Origin of the sequence: Pseudarthrobacter sp. J47 (assembly GCF_049810315.1) — a bacterium.
GTDB lineage: Bacteria > Actinomycetota > Actinomycetes > Actinomycetales > Micrococcaceae > Arthrobacter.
This window is the reverse complement of sequence record NZ_CP187358.1, coordinates 3,902,839-3,925,879: the sequence shown is the minus strand read 5'-3', so window position 1 is coordinate 3,925,879 and position 23,041 is coordinate 3,902,839. Positions and strand designations below refer to the sequence as shown.

The 23,041-nt window shown below is 62.0% G+C and carries 17 protein-coding genes and 2 pseudogenes; 13 read left to right on the top strand and 6 right to left on the bottom strand.

Annotated elements, in window-relative coordinates:
* The first annotated feature begins 470 nt into the window (after positions 1-470).
* The 8 genes from rpmH to ACPJW8_RS18050 all read left to right on the top strand — a co-directional run bounded on the left by rpmH (position 471) and on the right by ACPJW8_RS18050 (position 6,201).
* Positions 471-608, top strand: a complete 138-nt coding sequence (gene rpmH / locus ACPJW8_RS18085) for a 50S ribosomal protein L34 (RefSeq protein WP_003800212.1) — start codon at positions 471-473, stop codon at positions 606-608.
* A gap of 41 nt (positions 609-649) precedes the next feature.
* Complete coding sequence (gene rnpA / locus ACPJW8_RS18080) at positions 650-1,087, top strand: ribonuclease P protein component (protein WP_330189005.1); 438 nt, start codon at positions 650-652, stop codon at positions 1,085-1,087.
* Complete coding sequence (yidD, locus tag ACPJW8_RS18075) at positions 1,035-1,475, top strand: membrane protein insertion efficiency factor YidD (protein WP_425256378.1); 441 nt, start codon at positions 1,035-1,037, stop codon at positions 1,473-1,475. Before rnpA ends, yidD begins: the two co-directional genes overlap by 53 nt.
* Before the next feature lie 16 nt (positions 1,476-1,491).
* A complete protein-coding gene (gene yidC / locus ACPJW8_RS18070) occupies positions 1,492-2,460 on the top strand; it encodes a membrane protein insertase YidC (protein ID WP_330188916.1) in 969 nt (322 codons plus the stop codon).
* A complete protein-coding gene (locus ACPJW8_RS18065; protein WP_330188915.1) occupies positions 2,460-3,038 on the top strand; it encodes a protein jag in 579 nt (192 codons plus the stop codon). The genes yidC and ACPJW8_RS18065 overlap by 1 nt, the downstream gene beginning before the upstream one ends.
* A 22-nt stretch (positions 3,039-3,060) precedes the next feature.
* The gene (gene rsmG / locus ACPJW8_RS18060) at positions 3,061-3,711 is read left to right on the top strand and encodes a 16S rRNA (guanine(527)-N(7))-methyltransferase RsmG (RefSeq protein ID WP_330188914.1); all 651 of its coding nucleotides are present in this window, start codon (positions 3,061-3,063) and stop codon (positions 3,709-3,711) included.
* Between the two features lie 86 nt (positions 3,712-3,797).
* Complete coding sequence (locus tag ACPJW8_RS18055; protein ID WP_330188913.1) at positions 3,798-4,853, top strand: ParA family protein; 1,056 nt, start codon at positions 3,798-3,800, stop codon at positions 4,851-4,853.
* A 64-nt stretch (positions 4,854-4,917) separates the two neighbouring features.
* Complete coding sequence (locus ACPJW8_RS18050; protein WP_330188912.1) at positions 4,918-6,201, top strand: ParB/RepB/Spo0J family partition protein; 1,284 nt, start codon at positions 4,918-4,920, stop codon at positions 6,199-6,201.
* A gap of 1,427 nt (positions 6,202-7,628) precedes the next feature.
* Here the strand turns inward: ACPJW8_RS18050 and ACPJW8_RS18045 are convergent.
* On the bottom strand, positions 7,629-7,805 hold the full coding sequence (locus ACPJW8_RS18045; RefSeq protein ID WP_330188911.1) for a hypothetical protein: 177 nt from the start codon (positions 7,803-7,805) through the stop codon (positions 7,629-7,631).
* A gap of 430 nt (positions 7,806-8,235) precedes the next feature.
* Here ACPJW8_RS18045 and istA point away from each other — a divergent pair.
* Both istA and ACPJW8_RS18035 read left to right on the top strand, forming a co-directional pair.
* Positions 8,236-9,806, top strand: a pseudogene (istA, locus tag ACPJW8_RS18040) (IS21 family transposase).
* Positions 9,796-10,583, top strand: a pseudogene (locus ACPJW8_RS18035) (ATP-binding protein). The pseudogenes istA and ACPJW8_RS18035 overlap by 11 nt, the downstream one beginning before the upstream one ends.
* A 3,318-nt stretch (positions 10,584-13,901) precedes the next feature.
* Here ACPJW8_RS18035 and trxA read toward each other — a convergent pair.
* The 5 genes from trxA to ACPJW8_RS18010 form a co-directional block, all read right to left on the bottom strand.
* On the bottom strand, positions 13,902-14,228 hold the full coding sequence (gene trxA / locus ACPJW8_RS18030; RefSeq protein ID WP_330188910.1) for a thioredoxin: 327 nt from the start codon (positions 14,226-14,228) through the stop codon (positions 13,902-13,904).
* Between the two features lie 32 nt (positions 14,229-14,260).
* On the bottom strand, positions 14,261-15,217 hold the full coding sequence (gene trxB / locus ACPJW8_RS18025) for a thioredoxin-disulfide reductase (protein ID WP_330188909.1): 957 nt from the start codon (positions 15,215-15,217) through the stop codon (positions 14,261-14,263).
* 242 nt (positions 15,218-15,459) lie between these two features.
* Positions 15,460-17,055, bottom strand: coding sequence for an ABC transporter substrate-binding protein (locus tag ACPJW8_RS18020; RefSeq protein WP_330188908.1), 1,596 nt, complete (start codon positions 17,053-17,055; stop codon positions 15,460-15,462).
* 167 nt (positions 17,056-17,222) lie between these two features.
* Positions 17,223-19,154 carry a murein biosynthesis integral membrane protein MurJ gene (gene murJ / locus ACPJW8_RS18015; protein ID WP_425256487.1) on the bottom strand — a complete coding sequence of 644 codons (1,932 nt, stop codon included), beginning with the start codon at positions 19,152-19,154 and terminating at the stop codon, positions 17,223-17,225.
* 218 nt (positions 19,155-19,372) lie between these two features.
* Positions 19,373-19,921: an NUDIX hydrolase gene (locus tag ACPJW8_RS18010; RefSeq protein WP_330188906.1), complete on the bottom strand. Its 549-nt coding sequence runs from the start codon at positions 19,919-19,921 to the stop codon at positions 19,373-19,375.
* Between the two features lie 161 nt (positions 19,922-20,082).
* On the opposite strand from ACPJW8_RS18010, the gene ACPJW8_RS18005 reads away from it, so the two are divergent.
* The 3 genes from ACPJW8_RS18005 to ACPJW8_RS17995 all read left to right on the top strand — a co-directional run bounded on the left by ACPJW8_RS18005 (position 20,083) and on the right by ACPJW8_RS17995 (position 22,904).
* Positions 20,083-21,588: a CCA tRNA nucleotidyltransferase gene (locus ACPJW8_RS18005; protein WP_330188905.1), complete on the top strand. Its 1,506-nt coding sequence runs from the start codon at positions 20,083-20,085 to the stop codon at positions 21,586-21,588.
* Positions 21,585-22,169 carry a histidine phosphatase family protein gene (locus tag ACPJW8_RS18000; protein ID WP_330188904.1) on the top strand — a complete coding sequence of 195 codons (585 nt, stop codon included), beginning with the start codon at positions 21,585-21,587 and terminating at the stop codon, positions 22,167-22,169. Before ACPJW8_RS18005 ends, ACPJW8_RS18000 begins: the two co-directional genes overlap by 4 nt.
* 591 nt (positions 22,170-22,760) lie before the next feature.
* Positions 22,761-22,904: a hypothetical protein gene (locus tag ACPJW8_RS17995; protein WP_330188903.1), complete on the top strand. Its 144-nt coding sequence runs from the start codon at positions 22,761-22,763 to the stop codon at positions 22,902-22,904.
* Positions 22,905-23,041: the final 137 nt, after the last annotated feature.

The following is a 23,041-nucleotide window of genomic DNA, read 5'->3' as shown; positions in this document are numbered from 1 at the left end:
CAATCAGTTTCCTCAAACTTGCGGGCCTGCATTTTTGTGCAGCCAGCAGGTCCGGAACCAAAGCGTTGGCCCAGCCTCATCCACAGGGTTATGCACAGACCGTGGATAATCGGCTACTGGGACACTCTAGGGGATCAAAAGCCCAGAAGATAGCTGGGATGTGGCTTGTGGATAATTACACCGTTGTTGTTCAAAAATCGGTCGTGTGAGCCACTTCATCCACAGGTTGACGGGGGCGGATAACCACAGTTGGGGATATCTTCCACGGGGCGCCCCGGTTTGACTGGGACCCGGTTTTTGCCCTAACGTTGTGAAGTCCTTTGTGTCCGCTTTTTGGCCCCATCTGCATTCCTCTAACGCCAGGCGTTGGAGCAGCCGGGGGAAGCGGCGCATACAAAACTTAGCGTCGGCCAGTTCTTCCCCATTTACTGATCGGGTGGGCGCACCTTTGATCCACTGGAGTAACTAACGTGAGCAAGCGGACTTTTCAGCCGAATAACCGCCGTCGAGCCAAGAAGCACGGCTTCCGCCTTCGTATGCGTACCCGCGCCGGCCGTGCCATTCTGGCAGCCCGTCGTGGCAAGGGCCGCACCGAGCTGTCGGCTTAAATAACTGACTCGTCGGTTCTTAGTCTTTTGCGAGTTTGAAGGTGCTGGCCACCCGTAACCGCCTCAGGACTTCCACCGATTTTTCGACAACTGTACGTTCCGGCGTCCGCAATGGACGCCGGAACGTAGTGTTATATGCGGCAGCCCTGCCTGTTGGTGAGCCCAGCCGCATCGGGTTCATCGTTTCCAAAAGTGTCGGGAACGCCGTGACCAGGAACCTCGTTAAGAGGAGACTGAGAGAAGCCGGAGCCGCGTCCTTGAAAAAGTACGGCACCGGCTATGCAATTGTTGTCCGGGCATTGCCCGCGTCAGCCGCTGCAAGCTGGCAGCAGCTGCTCTCGGACTACAACGATGCGTTGGAGTCCACCATCAGGCGTCTGGGAAACCGGGCTGCCGCGCAGACCGGTTCCCTGGAACAGTCCGCAGATGGAACCACAGCCGCCAACGGGACCACTCAGGAAGGGACAGCACGTGCGTGACTCAAGTGCCGCCGTCGTCCGCTTCCTTGTACTTGCGGCATCCGTGGCGGGCAGGACCGTCTGGAACCTGCCGCGGAACATTCTGATTCTTCTTCTCAAGGCCTACCGCAAGGTGATTTCGCCCTTGTACGGCCAGGTCTGCCGATTTTTTCCGTCGTGCTCTGCTTACGCCCTTGAGGCTGTCACAGTGCACGGAGCCGTTAAGGGCACCTGGCTGGCCGCGCGCCGGCTGGTACGGTGCCATCCCTGGAACGCAGGCGGAGTGGACCACGTCCCCGCCGGGCACAGGCATTGGCCGGCGGGACAGACCCCCACAATTGTTGTGATGAACAACCCGGACCGGTTCCTGGCTGCTCGCACTGATGAAGAAGGCCGCTCGGCGGCCTGACGAATAGGGATAACGTATGGACTTCTTTGAAACAATCATGTTTCCGTTCAAATGGCTGGTGTCCATCATCATGGTGGGCTTCCATGAGGGCCTGACCTTCATTGGCCTGCCGGAGGCTTCCGGATGGACCTGGACCCTGTCCATCATCGGCCTGGTGCTGGTGATTCGGGCCGCACTGATTCCCGTCTTCGTCAAGCAGATCAAGGCCCAGCGCGGCATGCAGCTCCTGCAGCCTGACCTGAAGAAGCTGCAGGACAAGTACAAGGGCAAAACCGATCAGCTGTCCCGCCAGGCAATGGCGCAGGAACAGATGGCCATGTACAAGAAGCACGGCACCAACCCGTTCTCCGCCTGCCTTCCCATGCTGATCCAGATGCCGTTCTTCTTCGCGCTGTTCCAGGTGCTCTCCGGCATCAGCACGGCCCGGGACCGGAACGAGGGCATTGGCGCCATGAGCCATGGCCAGGTGGTGCAGTTCGACGATTCGACCATCTTTGGGGCCACACTTTCTGCTTCGCTTCTGCATGGAGGCGAAGGGAACCTTACTGCGGTTTGGATCCTCTCGATCATCATGATCCTGGCCATGACGGCCTCGCAGTTCATCACGCAGAAGCAGATCATGGCCAAGAACATGTCCGAAGAGGCCATGGCCAGCCCCTTCATGCGCCAGCAGAAGATGATGCTGTACATCCTGCCCATCGTCTTCGGCGTCGGCGGGATCAACTTCCCCATCGGTGTGCTGATCTACTGGACCACCACCAACCTCTGGACCATGGCGCAGCAGTTCTTCGTGATCCGCCGTATGCCGACGCCGGGATCCCCCGCCGCGAAGGCCCTCGCCGAACGCCGTGCCGCCAAGGGCCTGCCGCCGCTGTCCATCCTTACGGGCAAGAAGGATGAAGAGGCCGACGCCGCTGCTGCCGTTGCTGCCCAGGCCAAGGGCCAGCGCGTACAGCCACAACGCAAGAACAGGAAGAAGAAGTAATGTCTGTTGAGAGCACCGATCAGTTTCCTTCCGCTGAAGCTGAGATTGACACTGCAGCCGATGACTCCGTAGCCGAGGCCGACACCGCAGCCGGTTCCGCCGGCTCGGCAGCAGGCCGCCTTGAGGAAGAGGGCGATGTTGCCGCTGACTACCTCGAGGAACTGCTGGACATTGCCGACATCGATGGCGATATCGACATCGAGGTCCGCAACGGGCGCACCTACATTTCGATCGTTGCCGAGGAAGAATCGGACGCCCTGGATGCACTGGTTGGCCAGGACGGCGAAGTACTCGAAGCCCTTCAGGAACTGACCCGTTTGTCAGTCCTGTCCGCCACCGAGAACCGCTCGCGGCTGGTCCTGGACATCAACGGCTACCGCAAGGAACGCGCAGGGCACCTGCAGAAGATTGCCGAAGACGCCGTTGCTGAGGCCAAGGAATCCGGTGCTCCGGTAGCCCTGGCTCCCATGAGTGCCTACGAACGCAAGATCGTTCACGACGCCGTCGCGGATCTTGGCCTCATCAGTGAGTCCGAGGGCGAAGGCGCCGGCCGTCACATTGTTGTTTCCGCCGAATAAAGCACCCCAGGAACCGGAAACCATGGTTGACATCACCCCAGCTGAGTTGGCCGCTGCCGAAAAGATCTTCGGCAGCAGGCTGGACCTTGCCAGGCGCTACGTGGAGCACCTGGCCACATCGGGCACCGAACGCGGGCTGATCGGTCCGCGGGAAATTCCCCGGCTGTGGAGCCGCCACGTGCTCAATTGCGCCGTGATCGAAAGCGAGATCGCGCACGGAAGCCATGTTGCCGACGTCGGTAGCGGTGCGGGACTGCCGGGCCTTTGCCTTGCCATCGCCCGGCCGGATCTGGAACTGACGCTTATTGAACCACTGGAACGCCGGGTTATCTGGCTCCAGGAAGTGGTGGATGACCTCCAGCTGGAGAATGTCACTGTCATGCGCTCCCGTGCGGAGCTTGCTGTCGGCACCGTGGTGGCCGATGTTGTGACCGCACGCGCCGTCTCGGCCCTGACCAACCTCGCCGGCCTGACCATTCCGCTGTTGGGCGGCAAGGGTGAAGTTGTGGCCATTAAGGGCCGCAGTGCCGGTGAAGAGATTGAGAAGGCGGCGAAGGTCATCCGGCGGATGGGCGGCCGGGAAACCACGGTTGTCACGGTAGGTGCTGACCTCCTGGAGGAGCCCACCACAGTGGTACGGATCGTCGTCGACAAGTCCGGAAAATCTGCTTAGTCCGGGGACGGCGACCCTCCGGATGACGGTGGAGCAGATAGGCTAGACCACGGCAGGTACAGGCGAACCGAGAGTGAGAGTGTGAAGTGAGCAGCAGTGAACCGGCTACACAACGGATTCCTCCGTTTGTGTCCCTGGGCTCAGCACGATCCTTCTCCGCTCCGCCGGTTCTCGCTTCGAAACCACAATCAGTTGCAGGGAGCCAAAAAATGCCTTCCGTTTCACGTGAAACTTCCACGAACGGCAAGAGCAACGTGATGGACGTGATGGATGATTCCAGTCCTATCGCCCGCGAACTGGCCCATGAGAACAAACGGCGGGAGCGGCTGGCGGGACGCCAGCTGCCCAAGCCTTCCAAAACCAGGATCTTCACCGTCTCCAACCAGAAGGGCGGGGTGGGTAAGACCACCACCACCGTCAACATCGCAGCGGCCCTGGCCAGTGCCGGGCTGAACGTCCTGGTCATCGACATTGATCCCCAGGGCAATGCCTCCACGGCCCTCGGCGTTGAGCACCACGCTGACGTAGACAGCATCTATGACGTCCTGATCAACGACTTCCCGCTTGCGGACGTGGTTGCCCCCTGCCCGGACATTGCAAACCTCATCTGCGCCCCGGCCACCATTCACCTGGCTGGCGCTGAGATCGAACTCGTTTCGCTGGTTGCCCGGGAACAGCGCCTGCGCCGGGCCATCGACGTCTATGCCAAGGCACGTGAGGCCAAGGGTGAGCCTCCCCTGGACTACATCTTCATTGACTGCCCGCCCAGCCTGGGACTTCTTACCGTCAACGCCTTCTGCGCGGCGAATGAGGTACTCATCCCCATCCAGTGCGAGTACTACGCCCTGGAGGGCCTGAGCCAGCTGCTGAAGAACATCGAGATGATCCAGAAGCATCTGAATGCCGACCTGGAAGTCTCCACCATCCTTCTCACCATGTATGACGGCCGGACCAACCTGGCCGCGCAGGTTGCCGCGGAGGTACGTGAGCACTTCCCGCAGCAGGTGCTGTCCGCTGTTGTGCCGCGCTCCGTCCGGATCTCTGAGGCGCCCAGTTACCAGCAGACGGTCATGACCTACGACCCCTCATCCAGTGGTGCCTTGTCCTACCTTGAAGCCGCTGCTGAAATTGCCGAACGTTAGAATCGAAAAACCCGCAACAACCAAGCCGGGCCACGCCGGGCTGATCCACTGGAGGGAATTATCCATGAGTGAAAAGCGACGTGGTCTGGGTCGCGGCCTCGGAGCGCTCATTCCGAGTTCCGCTGCCGTTGGTACAGCCGGCAATGGTGCTGCCCCCTCCCGGCCGGTGGACCTGTTCTTTCCGGAGAGCCGCCAGCCCAAGGGCCCTGCTGCCTCCGAAACAGTCACCGACGCCCCGGACACTGCGGCGCCGGCTGCCAAAGCGGCGACTGACCCAGTAGCCGCCCCCTCTGCCGGCAACTCCCGTTCCTCAGCCGCTGGCGGAGCCAAGAAGGCACCTGCCCGGAAGCCGGCAGCGGCAAAGAAGCCCGCAGCATCCAAGAGTGAGGCGCCGTCGAAGTCTGAGGCCGCCGCTCCGGCTGATACAGCAAAGGCTCCTGCATTGGAACCTGCGACTGATGAAGCCCCGGTTGCCGTCGAGGCGGACGTCGTGGTTCCTGAGTCGCCGTCCGGCCCGGAACTGGTTGAGGTGCCTGGCGCCCGTTTCGCCGAGATTCCGGTATCGGACATCCACCCGAACCGTAAACAGCCCCGTTCTGTCTTCGATGAAGACGACATGGCGGAGCTTGTTCACTCGGTCAGGGAAATCGGCGTCCTCCAGCCAATTGTTGTCCGTACTTCAACTGAATCCGGTAGTGAGCCGTATGAGCTCGTTATGGGTGAGCGTCGCTGGCGGGCGGTACAGGCCGCTGGACTTGAAACCATCCCTGCCATCGTCCGTGACACCACCGATGATGACCTTCTTCGTGACGCACTGCTGGAGAACCTGCACCGCAGTCAGCTGAATCCTCTCGAAGAAGCCGCAGCGTACCAGCAGCTCCTCGAAGACTTCGGAACCACCCACGAACAGCTCGCAGATCGACTCGGCCGGTCGCGGCCGCAGGTATCCAACACCTTGCGCCTCCTGAAGCTTCCCGCGCTGGTGCAGCGTCGCGTAGCCGCTAACGTACTGTCGGCCGGGCATGCCAGGGCACTGCTTTCCCTGCCCGATGCGGCTGCCATGGAGCGTTTGGCTCAGAAGATTGTCGCTGAGGGCATGTCGGTGCGGGCCACTGAAGAAGCCGTAGCCATGTACCAGGATCCGGCCAAGCCGGCTAAGAACAACATCCCGCGCCCTGGCGCACGTCACGAGCGCCTCGACTACCTGGCTTCCTCGTTGTCTGATCGCCTGGACACCAACGTGAAGATCTCCCTGGGCGTCCGAAAAGGGCGTGTCAGCATTGAATTCGCCAGCGTTGAGGACTTGAACCGCATTATGGACGTTTTGGCACCAGGGTCTGATTCCTGACTTCACCCGCATTTGAGGCGCTGTTTCACGTGAAACAGCGCCTCTTTTGTGTCTACGGTTGTCACGCTTTGATGCTTACGCTCCCGGACGGCGGTGCCGACTTGGAATTTAGATACTTGGTATTTGGGCATTGGTACGTGAAGCACAGACTTATTCTGACCAGGTGGCCCGACGTGGGTGGTGTTGAGGCGGCGGCCGCGCGACGGCCCAGTAGACGGTGCATATTCGAAATCAGATCAACGTTCCTTGCGCAGAAACACGCCATTACTCCATAGAGGGCAACGAAACACTACTGCGACTGCCGCTACTGCCCCTCATACGACTGCTGGGAGCAACCGGCTTCGCTGTCGCCAGCATTCTGTGAAGCCAAGCGCTGCTCCCGAGCTGCCGGCCGAGTACGCTGCCCAAGGCGCCTGCTGCGGTCGGTGCTAGGTCGACAATGATCCATGGACGCGGGCATGAACTGGTTGCGATGAATTCGAGCCTGATGGGCCTGTCTACGGAAGCGTCCAGATAGTCAGTCAGAGTGCTCGATGCCACCGCGGACGAATTGGACCCCGACAAATCATGACTCCGCGTTCATGAAGGAGGTTCTCGAAATGGCCTAAGCGCATTTGATGAGCGCGATTCGAGACTCGTCAAACCAGATTCGCAGTTCTCGGGTAAGCGTACTTGCTGTTTCACGTGAAACGAGTCTCCTCATGAGGTGTAGCGCCAAGTTTTGATGCGCAATGCCAGCGGTACCCGACAAACTTCATGATCCCCCGGTGGGATGTTTCACGTGAAACAGGTAGCTCTAGGCGGAGTGGTTCGTGTTCGTGTCGTTTACGTATAGGAGGCCTACCTGTGGCAGCGGGGCCCTCTTGGGTGGCGTCAGACGAACGCCGTAGCCCTGATAGCCAGGGTAGTGATTAGCGCGTAGATCGTTTCTGGCCAAGCATTGGGCCAGCGCGTACGCGGTGCTTTGAGCATAAACTCCACCCTCAGGCAGGAGGTGTTCCGTGGACATTCCGCAGTGCTCTGGCAGATAGGCCAATGGCCGCACGAAAGAAGTTTGAGCTTTGTGCTTCTCATCGCATAGTTTCACGTGAAACTTCGAACCTTGTGATCCAGTCAGTGCACCCGTGCGACTGGATCAAGGAGCCAGCACGAGTCGGCCCGAGACTAGGTTTCACGTGAAACATGTTCGCAAGCTGTACCTCTCGCCTCCTCCCTGAATCCGTTCGCCTACAAGCCTTTGTGAAGGACCGCAGGGACCGGAGTACACCGCGCAAGCTGGCGTCCGGGAACTGCACGAGGTCGCGAGCCACTTCAGCAGGCCCAGCGGCCGCGTGGCATTCATGGGTCCCTGTCAGGCCAGCGTGGGCCCCGGGCGTTCATGGGTGGCTGTCAGGCCAGCGTGGGCCCCGGGCGTTCATGGGTGGCTGTCAGGCCAGCGTGGGCCCCGGGCGTTCATGGGTGGCTGTCAGGCCAGCGTGGGCGCCGGCCGTTCCATGGGTGGCTGTCAGGCCAGCGTGGGCGCCGGCCGTTCCATGGGTGGCTGTCAGGCCAGCGAGGGCCCCATGGGTCACTGCCAGGCCATGGAGGGCTGCAAGTGCCCTCACCCTGTCCTGAGGCCTTTCTCCAGCTTTCGTCCGGAGGGGCGGTGCACCGACTGTGCTCGCCTACAGCCGACCCGGGGACCGGCGGGCCCGCGCGTCTCGAACCTGTCCCCCGGCAGTCCTGTGTAGTACAACGCTTGGTGACCTCTGTGCAGTATCGGTGAACGTGCGTCACTACACGTCGTGCCATCGCTGTAAGCGGCAACTTTAAACTGACCGGGTACGGAAAATCTGATTGACCGTTCGCGGCAGTGGTTTTGACCGGCGGCGGCAAGGATTTTTGGACAGCAGCAGGCCACGGTGTGTGGCTTGGCGTGCTGGGATTCCCTTGTCCATCCCTCGTGTCGTTGCGGGGAGAGCCCCTTCCTTCCGCGGTGAAATGGCGATGCCAATCGTCTGTATTTCACCCGTTGTGGGAAGAAAGGGGCTCGTTGTGAAGTCTCCAGGAGAGTTCATGGAAATTTTAGCTGCTTACGATTTGACCCGGTCGTACCGGGATGCCGCGAAGATCTGCGGCGTTTCGCACAACACGGTCCGCTCGTATGTGAAGGCCCGCCAGGAAGGCGCGCAGGCGCCGGTGGCCCGGCAACGCGGCCGGATGACCGACCCGTTCCTGCCGCAGATGGCCTCCTGGGTCGAGCAGTCCCGCGGGAAGATCCGCGGCGACGTGGTGCATGAGAAGCTCCGGGCTTTGGGGTTCACCGGGTGCGAGCGGACGACCAGGACCACGCTTGCTGAGTTGAAGGCGAAATACCGGGCCCGGAACGTGCGCGTGCACCGGCCCTGGACTCCTGAGCCGGGTCTGTGGCTTCAGTATGACTACGGCGACGGGCCCGTCGTTGACGGGGTGAAGACGGTGCTGTTCGTGGCCTGGCTGGCGTTCTCCCGGTTCCGGATCGTGATCGCTTTGCGGGATAAGACCATGCCGAGCGTGTTCGCCGCCCTCGACCGGACGTTCCGCCTGATCGGCGGGGTCCCGACCTACGTATTGACCGATAACGAGAAGACCGTCACGGTTGAGCACGTCGCCGGGATCCCGGTCCGGAACCACCAGATCGTGCCCTTTACAAGCAAGCACTACTCAACCTCGCTGCAGACCTGCCTGCCGGCCGACCCGGCCTCGAAGGGCGGAGTGGAGAACGCGGTCAAGATCGCCAAAGCCGACCTCGTCCCGAAGGAGACCAATCTGCTGCCCGAGTACCGGTCCTTCGCCGAGCTGGAGGCTGCGTGTGAGGCGTTCATGGAAGAGGTAAATTCGAGGGTGCACCGGGCCACGCTGGAGATCCCCAAGGACATGCTCCGGGTTCTCGAAGGACCAAGGTTGCACCCGGTCCCGGCGACACCGGTGACGGCGAGTTTCGGCCACACCCGCCAGGTCCCGCCGAACACGCCCATGATCACCTTTCAGCAGTCCCGCTACTCCGTCCCGCACACCCTGATGGGTCAGATGGTATGGGTGCGCGGGACCGAAACCGAGGTCGTCATCGTCCACGTCGGGAACGCCGGCCCCGTCGAGGTCGCCCGGCACAAACTCACCCGCCCCGGCACCCCCGCGATCATCGACGCCACTTCCCGCCGGCCCCTTCCGGGGCCCTGGAACGGGTGATCCGCCCGACCAACAAGGCCGAGGAAGAGTTCCTCGCTCTCGGCGCCGGCGCAGCGCTCTGGCTCAAGGAAGCAGCCGCCGCCGGCACCGGAAAGATCCGGCACAAAATGGAACGCGCCGTCACCCTGGCCAAGGTCCTCGGCGCCGACGAGGTCGACAAGGGCCTGGGAGCGGCAGCGGTGCATCAGCGCTTCACCCACGAGGACCTGCTCTCCATCGTCAACACCGGCAACGCCACAAGCCACACAACCAGCATCATCCACACCGTCACCGACCAAGGCCAATGGCTGAGCCAGGGCACCGGCTCCTGGGCCAACTTCGGCACGACACCCACCACCGCGCCGACCACCGGCCCCGCCGTTGACGGCGATCTTGAAGGAGCCATCGATGAGCGCTAAAACCATGACCCGGCCCCTGGCCGATACGGCGGTAGAGAACGTGATCGCGCTGATGCGCACGACCCGGATGCCGCACGCCCGCGCGGTGGTCGCCGACGTCCTGGCCACCGCGAAAGCCCAACGCTGGGACCCCACCGAAGTCGTCCGCGTCCTGCTCGAAGCCGAAGCCACCGGCCGGAACCGGTCGATGCTGGCCACCCGGCGCAAACGCGCAGGATTCCCCACCGGGAAGACCTTCGATGTCTGGGACGAGGCCCTCTCCACCCTCCCGGCCGCGACAACGTCGTTTCTGCGGACCCTGGAATGGGTGCGGCGCCGGGAGAACCTGATTGCCTGCGGGCCCTCCGGCACAGGTAAGACCCTGCTCCTGGAAGCCCTCGGCCAGCAGGCCATCGATCAGGGCATGTCCGTGTCCTGGCTCAGCATGGAAGACCTCGGCGCGCTCGTGCGACGGCACCGGATTGATGACAGCGTCAACAAAGCCATCACCCGCGCCACCAACGTGGATTTGATTTGTATCGACGATATAGGCCTGTTGCCGGTCTCCGCCGACGCGGCGAGGGCTTCTACCGGGTCGTGGAAGCCTCCTACGAGAAACGGTCCCTGGCGATCAGCTCGAACATCCACCCCTCCGGGTTCGATGAGCTCATGCCCAAAACCATTGCCACCGCGACCGTGGACCGGCTTCTCCATCACGCCCACCTCTGCCAAACCAGCGGCGAGTCCGTCCGGCTTATGCAAGCCCAAAACGGGAAAGGAACCCGACCCATGAGCTAACCCAAACCCCCGGTCAGGCGCCCCGAAACCCGGCACGCCCGGGGCACCTGACCCTGTCCAAAAATACTTGCCGCGACCGGTCACTCACCTGCCACCAGCGGGCAAACCAACCTGCCGCCACCGGTCATTTCTAAGTTGCCGTTGACACATCGCTGATGGAAAGGGTATGAGAGCTTGGTAGACGACCTGTGGTTCGAAGCGCCCAGCCAAGTTGGTGTGTGGACCAGCTGCGCCCTATCCGGGCCTAGGTAGGGCAACGCACGTGCGGCACTCCGGACAAGAGTTCCGGAGCTTCGCTCCCCCTAGGTGTGAGCGGAACTTGCGACACAGCTGATCATCTTGGCTTCCGGCCTACGCCCAGGACTATGGGACTCACAACCGACATTCTCGCCAGCAGCTGGTGGCATGTTGATGCTGCTCTTCAGATAGACGCATTAGCGCGATGGACCCGAAGGCGCATGCGCCTCAGTTGGTGCTAGCGTCCCTCGCATCATGTCGCTGTCGAAGTGGATGGTCTCTACACAGCCGTAGTGCCGCTGTAGTGGCGGCACGACCCCGCTGTCTTTTGCTTGTGGATAACTGTGTGGATTACTGGCCTCGCTCATACGCGATTTCTCCACAGCTGGTTCCCGGTCATGAAGATTGGTAGGTACAAACCAGGCCACGAGGGCAACCAAAAATTGTCCGGCATGTTTCACGTGAAACATGCTGCACCCCTCTTTCGAGTCTGTTTCTAACTCAATATCCACAAGACTCGCCCTAAATCAGTCATATCCGTTCCATCCACGGCAAATTTTGCGGCGTTTTGGCCGTTCGCGGCACGGTCACTGTCCTCCCACGCCGCGACCCCCGATGAAGGTTGTACGGGCACGGGATGGTTTCTCACTTGGCAAGCGGGCTGATTCAGGTTCCTAGTTATCCACAGCTCCTGGAATTCTGTGGATGACTGGCTGTGGAAAACGCTGTGGATATTTGGCGGGTGCGTTGTCGGATCGAGCAGTGCCCCGTGGCCGCGTTCGCCGCTCACCGTTCGGCTCATGCGGTTCATGCGGGTCACAGACCTCCTGGCCACAAGGGCCACGGCAATAGCCTCGGCAACTGCGGTGCGAGCTGGGCGGGTCCCTTGTATGCGCCACTCTCATGATCCTGGCGGTCGATGGCGTGGTGGATGGGGGAGCTGATTTCGGACTGAGTTTGCTGCGGATCGGCCGAAGAGTTTCGCGGTATAGACGCATGTCCTCTGAATGACCGATGCACTCTTACAGCCGGCTTAGCAATAGTGGCTTCTTGTTTCTTCCTTTGGGCCCACGTCGCTGCTGTCTGCTGTGGATGTGTTTCACGTGAAACAGTCCTTGGGTGAAGTCACGTGCTGCCTTGGAGCGCAGGTGCCGTCTTCCCGTCCGGCCGTCCTCTGTGTTGTTCAATGCAGAGCTCATCGGCCGAACCGATGCTATGGGCCGCGCGGATACTGACTGAGACTATATAGACCGTAGCTCCCTCTCCCAGCTGGATTCCCTCACATCGACATTTCGCTATGGGTGGCACCACCAGATGCCCGACGTAGCATCTTTGACACGATGACACGGTCGGTTCGGCTCTTGTCGGATGCTCGATTGAGAACAGCGCCGCCAGTTACGTAGCCCAGTCATGGCTGGTGGTCGTGGTGGTCCTGGTGATCCTGATGGTCCTTGTGAGCCGGCGTGCGGGCCTGTATGCGTTCCGGCGGACGTTGTGACCGTGTGCGTGTCGACGGTCTAGTCTTTCGACTGCCAGGCATTTGGACTACAGGTGAGTCTTCCGCAGTGCACGGATACGGCAGAGCTCGGCGCTGACCGCATGTTGGTCCGCGCTGCTGTCGCGGCCCGAGGCTTTGTCTCGCGATGCCACTGTTCCTGGGACATGCAACGGGCCCCTGCCGAGCTGCGCAGACAGGAAACGGGCGTTGCACGGGCCAAGCCCAAGCTCGGGCTGTAGAAGCTGCCTGGTAATGGACCCTGTTGGAGGGTGTCGGTCTCCGGCGGAGGTACAAGCACCGCGGGAACCCTGGGGTGAGGGCCCTCTCCGTCGACTACGTTGAGGGAGAGTATTGTTCCGCCGTCATCCGCCGAGTTGTTGGGGTTCGTCGAAGTAGGGATAACTGACGTCCGGTCTGGGAGGTTTCTAGGATGTCCCCTGTTGTCCTGACTGCTAGCGAAGGAGGTTTTTGTATTCCCCTGCCTGCCAGCTGCAGCCGCTCGGGTTCTGCGGGATGTTTCACGTGAAACTCGTGCGTTGTCGGAGCGTATTTATTCATCGGTGAAGCGTTCATTGGTGATACTGCCGCTGTATCAGGAAAGGTCGCTGACCGTAGCGTTGGCAGCTCAATCGACTCCGACTTCGACAAAACGAGATCGCGTGTGGTCCTCGGGGCCAACTGCGTCGCCCGTGGGCTACGAAGATCTCTGAGAACAAGGACGCCGGTGCCGGATTGGTAACGCTTGAAACCACGTCGAGCATGTTTCACGTGAAACATGGGCGGCCGGTGGGCTTCTGGCACACCTACAGCCAGGTTTTGGAGTAGACCGCTGACCTGGTTTGTCGATGTCGGAGCTTAGTAGTTGCTGGACCTGGCGGAGACGAATACTGACCTGCTGTAGGCCGTGGGCGCCAGCTTAGGTCCAAGTCCAAGTGCGAGTGCGAGTGCGAGTGCAAGTGCAAGTGCAAAGGCAAGGGCAATGACGGGTGCGGATGTTTGTGCGTGGAGCGATATCTGTCGATGGTGGCTTTCGATTCGCAGGTGCCGTGAGCCCACTACCGGAGATTTCGTCGATGGTTTCACGTGAAACATTTTTCGCAGAGTTCCTTGTGGCCATTTGGGTGTCGATCAATTGGATAGATGCGTTTGGGCTTCCTCTCTTCGGCGGATGTTTCACGTGAAACGCTGAGCATGGAAGCTATCGCAAACGAGCAAGATCCCGTGCGGCAGCGAACCCCACTTCCTCCGAGCTTGATCCTGGAGTCAACGACACGGCCCTTACAGCAGTTTGCGCGCGAAGAGCTGGAATTTCGAGGCAAACTTGCCTATGTAGCTGCGATATTCGGCATGCAGATCCCTGCGCGATGTGTAACACGGCAGAATCAACAGCAGCGGGTTGTAGAACGGGCGAAAGTGTTGGTCAAGAGGTTCTCTCGCCCACTGACCGTTCAAGTCGCCGGGCTACGGGTGGACTAGGTGGATTAGGGGGCGTCGTTGACCGAGCCAGCGCCTCCCCCAACGACCAAACAAAACAGGCCGCCCCTCCCCGAGAGGAGGAACGGCCTGTTGAGAGCTGTTGGAGACTAGGACAGTACGTCCGCGAACTCCTTCTCGAAGAACTGCTTCGGCTTGGCACCGATCACCGTGTTCTTCACCTGGCCACCTTCGAAGAGGTAGACGGCAGGAATTGAGGTGATGCCGTACTGGGCCGCGATGGCGGGGTTGTCGTCAACGTTGAGCTTGACGACGTCCACCTTGTCGCTGTACTCAACGGAGATTTCGTCCAGGATGGGTCCAAGCTTGCGGCACGGACCGCACCACTCTGCCCAGAAATCCACGATGACCGGCTTGCCGGCAGACAGGACATCAGTTCCGAAGCTGGCGTCAGTTACTTCTTTTGCATTGCTCATGAGCGTTCTCGCTTTCTAGTGGTACGGCTTGATCAGGAATTGAGGCTGGCCAGGTAGTGCTCGACGTCGATGGCTGCGACACAGCCGGATCCGGACGCCGTGATGGCCTGGCGGTACGTGGGGTCGATGACATCCCCGGCGGCGAAGACGCCCTTGAGGCTGGTCTTGGAGGTGCGGCCCTCTACGGCGATGGTGCCTTCCGGAGTGAGGTCCAGGACATCCTTGACCAGATCCGTGCGGGGGTCGTTACCGATGGCCACAAACACGCCTGTAACCGAGAGTTCAGACTCGGTCCCGTCCACGAGGTTCTTGAGCTTCAGGCCGGTGACCTTGTCACCGCCGATGACGTCCTCAACGGCGGTGTTCCAGACGAAGTTGATCTTCTCGTGGGCCAGTGCGCGGTCTGCCATGATCTTCGAAGCCCGCAGAGTATCCCGTCGGTGCACGACGGTCACGGACTTGGCGAACTTCGTCAGGAAGAGTGCCTCTTCCATGGCGGAGTCCCCGCCGCCAATAACGGCGATGTCCTGGTCCTTGAAAAAGAAACCATCGCAGGTTGCACACCAGCTGACACCGTGGCCTGACAGGCGCTTCTCATTGGGAAGGCCCAGCTCGCGGTAGGCAGAACCCGTGGACAGAATGATAGAACGTGCGCGGAAGGATTCACCGGTGCCGATGGTGACAGTCTTGATATCGCCGTCGAGCTCCAGTGAGGTGACATCCTCAAACTGGATCTCCGTGCCGAAGCGCGCAGCCTGCTTCTCGAAGTTCTCCATCAGGTCCGGGCCCATGATGCCATCTGGGAAGCCCGGGTAATTCTCCACATCAGTGGTGTTCATCAGTTCACCGCCGGCGGTCACTGATCCCGCCAGGAGCAAAGGCTTGAGATTGGCGCGGGCCGTGTAAACCGCTGCCGTGTAACCAGCCGGGCCAGAGCCGACGATGATGACATCACGTACGTCTGACGCGGTGTTTTCTGCGTTGCTCACTGAACGGTGAACCTCTTCCTTGGTCGATGCGCCTGCATTTCACTGCCGGCTCATTGCACAACTGATTCCATTTGCTGAATATTCCAGCCATGGGAGTGATGCGCCATACTCCGGGCATCGACCAGGTCAACACCGTGCAATCAACACACACCAAGAGAAGTGCCAGCCGCAGGACGCCTTAACAGGGTACCGTCTGGGACCCCGCTCCCCGGGGTCAGATGACGTTCCTGACGGACCGCCGGTTACTGAACCCGGACCTCGGCAAGCCGCAATCCGTAGCTGTACTGCGTCTTCGGCACAGCCAGCCGCGGCAGGGTATCAATCTGCACGATGACGTACTGGGCCGTGACAGGCGCGGCCAAGGGCATGGTCAGGTCCGTGGACGTGAAGCTGTTGGTGCCCACCTGCTTGGCGCCTTCCAGCGACGGCCTGTCGTTAGTGAGGACGTTGATGCGGCCGCCCGAAGCGCCGAGCTGCGTGAGTGTGATCGAGGAAACGGTGGACGGTTCCTGGAGCTTGATCACCAGCGGGACTCCGCCCTGGACCAGACCTCCCCAGTTTTCGGTGGCGAATTCCATGTTGGACCAGAAGCTGGCCGGATTGCCGTCATACGCCTTGACGAGGTCCACGTCATAAGTGGACGCAAAATCGAACTGGCCCTGGCGGGTGATGCTTTCGATGACCGGGGTTACTGCCGCAGGAGCGGAATTCGTAGGAGTGGCCTCCCCCGGGGAAGCTTCAGTGGCAACCGGGGTGGACTGTGTGGGCTCGTTGGCCACGGGATCATCGGACGGGAACAGCGAACCCAGTCGCGTCAGGGCGAACACCAGGCCAGCGATGAGTATAACGGCGAGCAGCCCGCCAACCAGCCAGCGCATGGAGCGCGGTTCCTTGCCATCGTCATCAACGTCGTCGTCATATTCCGCGACGGCGGGACTCACGGTAGCCGCGCCAGCGCCCGCACCTGCGGTGGCTGAACGGGCGAAAGCAGGGAACGCTGCGGCCGGACGGTCCCGCTCGGGATCGGTGTCTTCGGCAGCATCCTGGCGTGAGTCGTTCGCGTAGTCGTCTTCTGACCACAGCGAGACCTTGGGCGACGCTTCTTCGCGGTTGGAGGAAGCCGCAACAGCAGCAGCGCCAGCGGCACCTGCCGCAGCAGCCGTGCCATAGGCGGGTGTGCCCGGAGCTTTTTCTTCGGTCTGGTCGGCGTCGGCAGGCTTTTCCCGGTGGGCGTCGGCAGGCCGGGACTCAGGGGACGCGGCGGCGGCCGCCGGGGTTGGTTCAGTGGAGGGCGCGGAGGGCGGGGCCTCAGGCGCTGCGGGAACAGCGGAACTTGGTCGCGTGGTTGGAACCGGCGGTACGTGGCCTGCAGCGGCAGCCGGGTAAGGGCTGACCTGGCTGGGGTGGGAGTCCTGGTACCGGATGTAGCCGGCGCCGCCGTCGTGGTCCTCTTCCGGTTCATGGGACCGGGGCTGGCCGAAGATCTCGCTGCCCAGGGTGTCCGTGAAGAACGGCTCAACATACGGAGGATTCGGGGCCACCAGCAGGTCCAGCAGCTCAGCCGCGGAGGTGTGGTTGGTGATCAGGTACGTGGTGTCTTCGCTGACCCCGAGGTCCAGGACCTGGACGCTTCCGGGACGCTGGCCGGTGGCCACTTCGCGGGCGCTGGCGGCCACCTGCTCATTGTTGGAGGGGCCGGCAACGAGGATGCTGACGGGCCGGTTAAGTACCTGGTCAACTCCATCGAGCACCAGATCCTGGTCGTGCGAGGTCAACACCGTGGCCGTGACCTTGTAGCGGCCGCCAAGTACTGAGCCAACATCGATCGGCTGGGACACGTGTTCCTCCTAGACTGTCCGGGAATTGCCGGCGCGGATCTTACCGCCACCGTGCAAAGGCCCTTCGGCACGCCGCCGGACAACGTCCGCAACTACCTTCGTTCCTGTCCGATCCTAGCCGAAAGGCAGGCACCAAGCCGGGATGGAGCCCGTCGCCGGGCCGTTGATCAGCTCAGATCGCGCGGAAAATGCGGGTTGCTGCCGGCCGGACCCTGGTAGGTCCGGCGGCCGGGAATCGGGTGGTCCTCCGGGAGCTGATCTTTGGACGAATCCCCGGATGAATCTCCTGACGGATCCCCCGATGAAGCCGCAGGCGGCGCGGCAGGCGGCTCCGGGTCAACGCGAGCGGCGCGGAACGAGCCGGTGTCGAACTCGCCCGAAATGCTGGGAATCAGTCCGGTGTCGGCAGAGACCGTGGTGTGCTCCGTCGTCGGGCCCTGGCTCCGGTCAGCCCCGAAACCGTCAGCCATGGGTCCGGAACCGCGCCCGAGGCGCCCCAGCAGCGGCCGAAGCAGGTCACGCAGTTCGGAGACGCGGAAAAGCTTGAGGAGGAAGAGGTACGCCACCAGCATCACCGGTCCGGCCACGGCAAGGGTGATCAGGGCGGCGGGGCGTGAACTCCAGGCAAAACCGTCCGCACTGTAGGTACCCAGGAGCCAGAGCGCCAGGATGCCCACGACGGCGGAACCAAGGGCCGCGTACCCCATCCGGATGTAGGAATTGGCGATGCGCGGGCCGTCCAAGTGCCCCAGGAGACGGCGCAGGAAGATGGCGCTGATCACCACGGACATAATGTTTCCCACGGTGTACAGGGCAGCGATCGCGTAGATGATCTGTTCCGGCGGCAGGAACTGGATGGCGAACGCGCCCACCAGGTAGAGCACTGCCAGCAGCAACTGGATGTAGAACGGCGTCTTGGCGTCCTCGTTGGCATAGAACACCCGGGACATCATGAAGTTGGCACTGAGGAACGGGGTGCTGAGGGCAAGGATGGTGAGGGTCTGCGCCAGCATTACGCCGTCGCCACCGTCACCGCCGGAGAAGAACATGCCCAGCGGGCCGGCCAGCGCAAAGAGCGCCAGGGCGCCGAAAACAGTTGCCACGGCCATGGTCCGCAGGCCGTGGGACAGCGCGTCACGGAGGCTGTCGCGGTTGCCGTCCTGGGCCGCATGGGTCATCCGGTTGAACAGGACGGTGGCCAGTGAGAGCGCGATGACTGAGTGCGGCAACAGGTACAACTGGCTGGCCACTTCCAGCACGGCGTTGCCGGGAATCCGGGGAGAGTTCTCCCCTGGAGGGCCCAGCCGCACACGCTCTGCACCTGGGATGGTGGCGATCCTCATGACGTACAGGAACGCTGCCTGACCCACAACGGTGGTCACCAGGGTCCATACGCCCAACCTGGCGGCCTGGCCCAGCCCTACGCCACGCCACCCGAACCGCGGCCGCAGGCCCAGCTTCAGCCGGATGACGGGAATCAGCAGGATGGCCGTTTGGGCCACCACCCCGAACGTGGAGAAGCCGGCCACCATCAGGGTCTGCGTTGGACCCCAGTTCTCCAGGGTGTGCGGATTGGTGATGTTGGCGCCGAAGATCCAGATGAACATGCCCAGGCCGGCGATGGCTACCAGGTTATTAAGGATGGGCGCCCACATGGCTGGCCCGAAGGCCCCGTTGGCGTTCAGGACCTGGGTAAGAAGGGCGTAGAGGCCGTAGAAGAAGATCTGCGGCAGGCACCAAAACGCGAAAGTGACCGCCAGCGCCTTCTGCTGGGGCGAATATCCCTGCGTAGTGGCATCAATGACGAAGGGGGCCAGGATGGTGACCAGCGCCGTCAGGCTCAACAGCACCAGGACCGCCAGCGTCAGGAGCCTGCTGATGTAGTCGGCTCCCCTGTCCGGGGCCTTGCTGGCCTTGATGATCTGCGGGACCAGCACAGCATTGAAGGTTCCACCGGCTACCAGCAGGAAGATGAGGTTGGGGAGGTTGTTGGCGTTGATGAAGGTGTCATTAACAGTGGAGCCCAGGCCCAGGGCGGCAGCCAGCATCCAGGTCTTGGCGAAGCCCAGCAGCCGCGAGGCCAGGGTTCCCGCGGCCATGATGGCACTGGAACGGGTTTCACTGGACTGCGTGGGCAGGGTACGGGACGGCTGGTCATCCGGTTGCGGATCGACTGGCCGTTGTTCCTGGGACCCGGAATCCCGGGCGGCAAAGTTGCTTGACATCTGCTTCATCGTCTCACCCGGAAGCCCGTATCCGCGTACCGCCGCAGCGGGACCGGCATTTCAGGACAGCCACTTCCATGAACGGATCCCGGCTAGAGGTGCTCCGGAAGGACTTCCTTGGCCAGGTCCGCGATGCGCCGCTCATTCGGAAACGAAAGCTTCCGTGCGAGCTCGGCAATGGGCACCCAGGCAACGTCCACGGCCTCATGATCGGGATCGTTCTCGATGGTGAGCTGGCCGCCCGTTGCCTGCAGCAGGTAGTGATGGACAGTCTTGTGCACGCGGTGGCCGCTGACGGTGAACCAGTAGTCGATGCTTCCCAGGGGCGCCAGGATGCGGCCGTCAATGCCGGTTTCCTCCGCGATCTCCCGGACGGCGGCCTCTTCGTTGTTCTCCCGGCCTTCCGGATGCCCCTTCGGCAGGCACCATTCCAGCCGTCCGCCCCGGTTAAGGCGGGCGATGATCGCAACCCGCAGGACGTCGTCGGAAGTATCAACAACAACGCCTCCGGCGGAAACTTCCTCCACTGTGGGCAGCTGTGCCGCGGCCGAGGGCTGGACAGGCGCGACGTGGGCACCGATTGCCGATGGCAACGGTGCGTTTGTCCTCCTGCCGGGAGCGCTCGGTACGGGATGTGCCATGAGGTCCACTCTAACTACTCTTGCCCACTGATGATGACCGGAACATGACTTGCAGATGGACGGGGAGCAACGGCGCCAACCGGGCATTTCCGGAACCCGGCGCGGATCCGCGGGCAATTCTGGCGTCCACTGCCCGTTCTTTCTGCCAAGCTTAAGTAACTATGGCGCACGCACATCACAAGTCAGATCTCCAGACAGTTGCCTTCGAGGTGGACCCCGTGGTCCTGGAACTCGGGCAGCGCTTTGTTGACGCCGGCCATGAGCTTTCCCTGGTGGGCGGGCCAGTCCGGGACCTCTTCCTGGGCCGCACATCGCCGGACCTGGACTTCACCACGGATGCCACTCCGGACCAGACCCTTGGCCTGATCAAGAAGTGGGCAGACGCCTACTGGGAAATCGGCAGGGCCTTCGGAACCATCGGCATGCGCAAGGCCGGCTTCCAGATCGAGATCACCACATACCGGGCCGAGGCCTACGACTCCGAATCCCGCAAGCCGGTAGTGGCCTTCGGATCCTCCCTGAACGATGACCTGCAGCGCCGGGACTTCACCATCAACGCCATGGCGCTCCGGCTGCCGACCCTGGAACTCGTTGACCCCTACGGCGGTGTCCGCGACCTCCACGCCTCTGTGCTGGCCACCCCAGGAGCCCCTGAAGACTCCTTCTCCGATGACCCGCTGCGCATGATGCGCGCCGCCCGGTTTGCCTCGCAGCTGGGCGTCTCCGTGCGCGACGACGTCCGCCAGGCCATGACGGGCATGGCCGGGCGGATCAGCATCATCTCCGCAGAACGGGTACGGGACGAACTGACCAAGCTCATCTGCGGCGCCCAGCCACGGATCGGCGTGGACCTTCTGGTGGAAACGGGACTGGCAGACATTGTGCTGCCCGAGGTCTCAGCCCTGCGCCTGGAATCGGACGAGCACCACCGCCACAAGGACGTCTACCAGCACTCCCTCCAGGTCCTGGAGCAGGCTGCGGCGTTGGAAACAGACGCGGAAGGTGCCGTTCCCGGCCCTGACTTTGTGCTGCGGTTTGCGGCCTTGATGCACGACGTCGGCAAGCCGGCTACGCGCCGCTTTGAACCGGGCGGTGCGGTGTCCTTCCGCCATCACGACATGGTGGGATCAAAACTCACCACAAAACGCATGAAGGCGCTCCGCTTCGACAACGACACCACCAAGGCAGTGGCGCGGCTGGTGGAGCTGCACATGCGCTTTTATGGCTACGGGGAAGCCGGCTGGAGCGACTCCGCCGTCCGCCGCTACGTCACGGATGCCGGCCCGCTGCTGGAGCGCCTGCACCGGCTCACACGGTCCGACGTCACAACCCGCAACCAGAAAAAAGCGGACCGCCTGTCCTTTGCCTATGACGACCTCGAAGCCCGGATCGCAGAGCTGCGCGAACGCGAGTCCCTCGAAGCCGTCCGCCCGGACCTGGATGGAGCCCGCATCATGGCGCTCCTGGACCTGAAACCGGGCCCCGTGGTGGGCCGGGCCTACAAGTACCTGCTGGAGCTCCGGATGGAACACGGGCCCCTTGAACCGGACGACGCCGAGTCCCGGCTCCTGGCCTGGTGGGCCGAACAACCCGAGTCCGCAGCTGCTGGGGACGCCTCCGGTGACCTTACCGCCGTCGAACATTCCGCACAGAAGGAGTCAAAGTGAGCGATCCAGCCAGCATTGCCCGCCCCCAGTTGTGGATCCTGCGCCACGGCGAGACCGAATGGTCCAAGAGCGGCCAGTACACCGGCCTCACCGACCTGCCGCTCACCGTGGAAGGCGAGCAGCAGGCCGTGGAGGCCCGCCGCGTGCTGGATGCGATCGACTTTGACCTGGTCCTCACTTCCCCGCTCCGGCGCGCCCGGCGTACTGCCGAGCTGGCAGGCTTCCCGGACGCACAGCGCGAACCGCTGGCCGTGGAATGGAATTACGGCGACTACGAAGGCATCAGCTCGGACCTGATCCGCAAGGACAACCCCGACTACCTGATCTGGACCCACGGCGTCCCCAACGGCGAAGCGCTCGAAGACGTAGCGGCGCGTGCAGACAAGATCATTGCCCGGGTACTCGAATCCGGCCTGGACAACGTCCTGGTGGTGGCACATGGCCACTTCTCCAGGATCCTGACTGCCCGCTGGCTGGAATTGTCCCCCGTTGAGGGCCGGCACTTCATCCTGGGGACGGCCAAGGTGTGCACTTTGGGCTGGGACAAAAAGACCCCGGCGATCGTCCGATGGGGTCTGTAAACAAAGTTTTCTAAACTTTTTTGGGAAATTACCGCCAACTGGCTAGGAATTGCCGTAGACGTAGGGTAATTTACTTTATGACCCCAGAGCGTCTTGCCAGGGTCCAGGCGCGCATTATCCAGCCAGTCAGCTGAGGTAATGGCAGTACAGAAAAGGAGGTTGGGAAAAAATGATTACTTTGACTAGCGGATGGAAGATGACCACCGTAGCCGCCCCGACCTCTGCTGTACGCGCGCGCCGTTTTTCCTGGAATTATCGCTCCGAAGGCTAAGGAATTCCCGGCTTGCAGCCGGTTGAACCCGTAGCCGCGGTGACGCCCTGAACAGGGGCGGAGCCTCGGAACCGCCAGGTCTGACACTGCGTCCACGCAGCACCCCATAGTTCGGAACCAGCTTTCAGTTGGGGCCTGCGTCGGCACACCCGTCAGGGAACCATCTTCGCCGCGGCGAATTCACCCCATATCCACCCTGGCATTTCCATGCCATTTCCAGCCATTAATGCGCATTTTTAATTGGCTCTAATTGGCATGTCTAAATTCGTTGCAATTCCGCGGCGAGCACTTACCGCAACCCCTTGAAAGGAGGTGGCACCATGGTGAAAAAAATCAGGAAGCTGATGTCCGACGTCGTCCGTCCCCGTCTCGGGGAGGTTGACCGCTTCGATCGGGACCGGCTGGAACAGCACCGTGAGTACGTCTACGTACTCATGCACCAGCACGTCAGCGGAATCCGCTGAGATGCGGCCAGTCCGGACCGGACGCATGATCAGCCAAGGAGGCATTCGATGATTCACATCGGAACTGATTCCCTGGGAGCCCACGCGGCTACGCGTGGGCTCCCCCCTTTTAACGTGCTTAACAGGGCGCAAGCCAC